This is a genomic window from Pseudomonas sp. PS01299, from assembly GCF_029960145.1.
GTDB lineage: Bacteria > Pseudomonadota > Gammaproteobacteria > Pseudomonadales > Pseudomonadaceae > Aquipseudomonas > Aquipseudomonas putida_A.
The window spans coordinates 1-2245 of record NZ_JASCPO010000438.1; the positions used below are offsets into that span (position 1 = coordinate 1).

A 2245-nucleotide genomic window follows, 5' to 3' on the forward strand; every position below is an offset into this window, starting at 1 on the left:
CGCGAATGCGGCGGTTCAGCCACCATCATTGTTGAATGACCCACCGCATTCGCGAGCAAGCCCGCTCCCACAGGGTTCTCGGTGTTCTTTCCAGCGGGTGGCAACGCCGGCATCGAGGCCGAACAGGTCGAGCACTCTGCCGAGGCTGTGATCGACCATCTGCGCCAGGCTCTCGGGCCGGGCGTAGAACGCCGGCACCGGCGGGGCGATGATTCCGCCCATCTCGGTCACGGCAGTCATGTTGCGCAGGTGGGCGAGGGTCAGCGGCGTTTCGCGGGCCATCAGCACCAGCGTGCGGCGTTCCTTGAGGGTGACGTCGGCGGCGCGGCCGATCAGCCCGGAAGACGTGCCGGTGGCGATCTCCGCCAGGGTGCGCATCGAACACGGCGCGACCACCATGCCCAGGCAGCGAAACGAACCGCTGGCGATCCCGGCCGCGACGTCATCGGCGCGGTGGTAGTGGCTGGCAAGCGCAGTGACCTCGGCCAGTTTGTAGTCGGTTTCATGGGCCATGGTCAGCAGCGCGGCGCGGCTGATGATCAGGTGGCTTTCGATGTCCAGTTCGGCGAGTAATTGCAAAAGACGCACGCCGTAGATGAAGCCGGACGCGCCACTGATGCCGACCACCAGCCGCTGGCGGCTCACGATGCCAGCCCTTTGAGCAGTTGCCGCGCACGTTCGAGCACGTCCTGATCGAGCTGCGCCTTGATCCCGTCGAAGCCCGAGCCACGGGTGGCGTCCAGGCCCATGCGCGAAGTGGTGCCGTTGACCGAGGACGACGGATCCAGGGGGCTGCCGGGCAAACCGTCGATCACGAAAATATCCAGATGCGGCTGGAAATGCGCGGCCAGTGCCCACAACACCTGGCTGTCGTCGGTGATATCGATATCGCTGTCCACCGCGATCACGTTTTTCAGATAAGGATCCCAGCCGAGCAGGGCCAGCATGATTTGCCGCGCCTCGCCGTCGCGGCTCTGATCCAGCGCCACGTAGCAATGAAAATGCGTGCCGGAGTTCGGGTAATGCACGGCGGTGACGGCAGGGAAGCGCGCCTTGAGTTTTTCGCTCATTTCCGCTTCGCGCGGTAGCCGCGCCAGGGTCAGATGCTCGGCGTAGCGGCCGCCCATCACGTCCACCAGCCAGGCGTCCTTGCGCCGCAACAGGGTGTCGACGCGCAGCACGTTGTTGGTCGAGCGATCCGAGGAGTAACCGCTGAACTCGCCGAACGGGCCTTCCTCGGCGTAGGCCGTCGGGTCGATGGCGCCTTCGAGGACGAACTCGGCGTATGCCGGGACGCCGATGCCGTAGCGCGGGGTCTTGACCAGTTCCAGCGGTGCGCCGAACAAGCCGCCGGCGACGGCGCGTTCATCGCTGCCGTAGGGTAAACGCGCTGCCGCCGCGAGCATGAACAACGGATGTGCACCGACCACCATCGCCACGCGCAATTCTTCGCCGCGCTCACGGGCGGTCTGCAGCATCCGCCACAGGTGTCCGCGCGAGTGCAGGCTGGTCGCCAGGGACTGGCGAGCGTGGCGCATCGAGCGGTGGTAGCTCATGTTGGCGATGCCGGTCAGCGGGTCCTCGGCGATGATGATCGCGTTGGTGATGTACGGCCCGCGATCGCTGTCGAAGTGCTTGAGCATCGGCAGCAGCGCCAGATCCACGGCTTCGCCTTCGAACACTTCATCAAGCACCGGGCCGCTTTCCACGTAGCGCGGGGCGATGGGCTGGTTGGCGCGACGCTGGAAGGTTTCGTGCAGTTGTGCCGGGGTGACACCGAACAACCGGGCAACGCGGGTGCGGGAGGCGAACAGGTTAGTTGCCACCGTTACCTTGAGGCCGCCGACGTTTTCGCAGATCAGCAACGGATCGCGACCCTGTGCGGCGAGGGCATCGACCAGGGCGGTGATGTCCTGATCGGCAGAAACAGATTGGGTGATGGTCAGCACATCGTCCGGGTATTCACGGCGATAGGCGTCGATGAACACGTGAAAGTCCTGAGAATCGCCGAGCGTCGAACGGGTCATGGTTTCACCTCGTAAAAAGCAGGCACGCAGGGATGAGAGGGCGTTCGATCGAGCAGCCGTTGGCCTGCCGGTCGAGGGAACGCCGGGTCATCTTCGTGCCTGTAAAGTCGCTGTGTAACTGTCGTAACACGGCCCCAATGTGGGAGCGGGCTTGCTCGCGAATGCGGTGGATCAGCCACCTTCATTGTTGAATGAAGCACCGCTTTCGCGAGCAAGCC

At 64.5% G+C, this 2245-nt stretch carries 2 protein-coding genes; both read right to left on the reverse strand.

Annotated features, from left to right (window positions below; translation table 11 throughout):
• Window positions 1-15: 15 nt before the first annotated feature.
• Entirely contained in the window at window positions 16-645 is a 630-nt protein-coding gene (locus tag QMX91_RS30760) for a UbiX family flavin prenyltransferase (protein ID WP_282413873.1), read from the reverse strand.
• Window positions 642-2027: a UbiD family decarboxylase gene (locus QMX91_RS30765; protein WP_282413874.1), complete on the reverse strand. Its 1386-nt coding sequence runs from the start codon at window positions 2025-2027 to the stop codon at window positions 642-644. The genes QMX91_RS30760 and QMX91_RS30765 overlap by 4 nt, the downstream gene beginning before the upstream one ends.
• Window positions 2028-2245 lie beyond the last annotated feature (218 nt).

Bases quoted from the DNA above. Each gene is read 5' to 3' on its own strand.
- QMX91_RS30765 (WP_282413874.1), bottom strand. From the start codon at position 2,027: ATGACCCGTTCGACGCTCGGCGATTCTCAGGACTTTCACGTGTTCATC.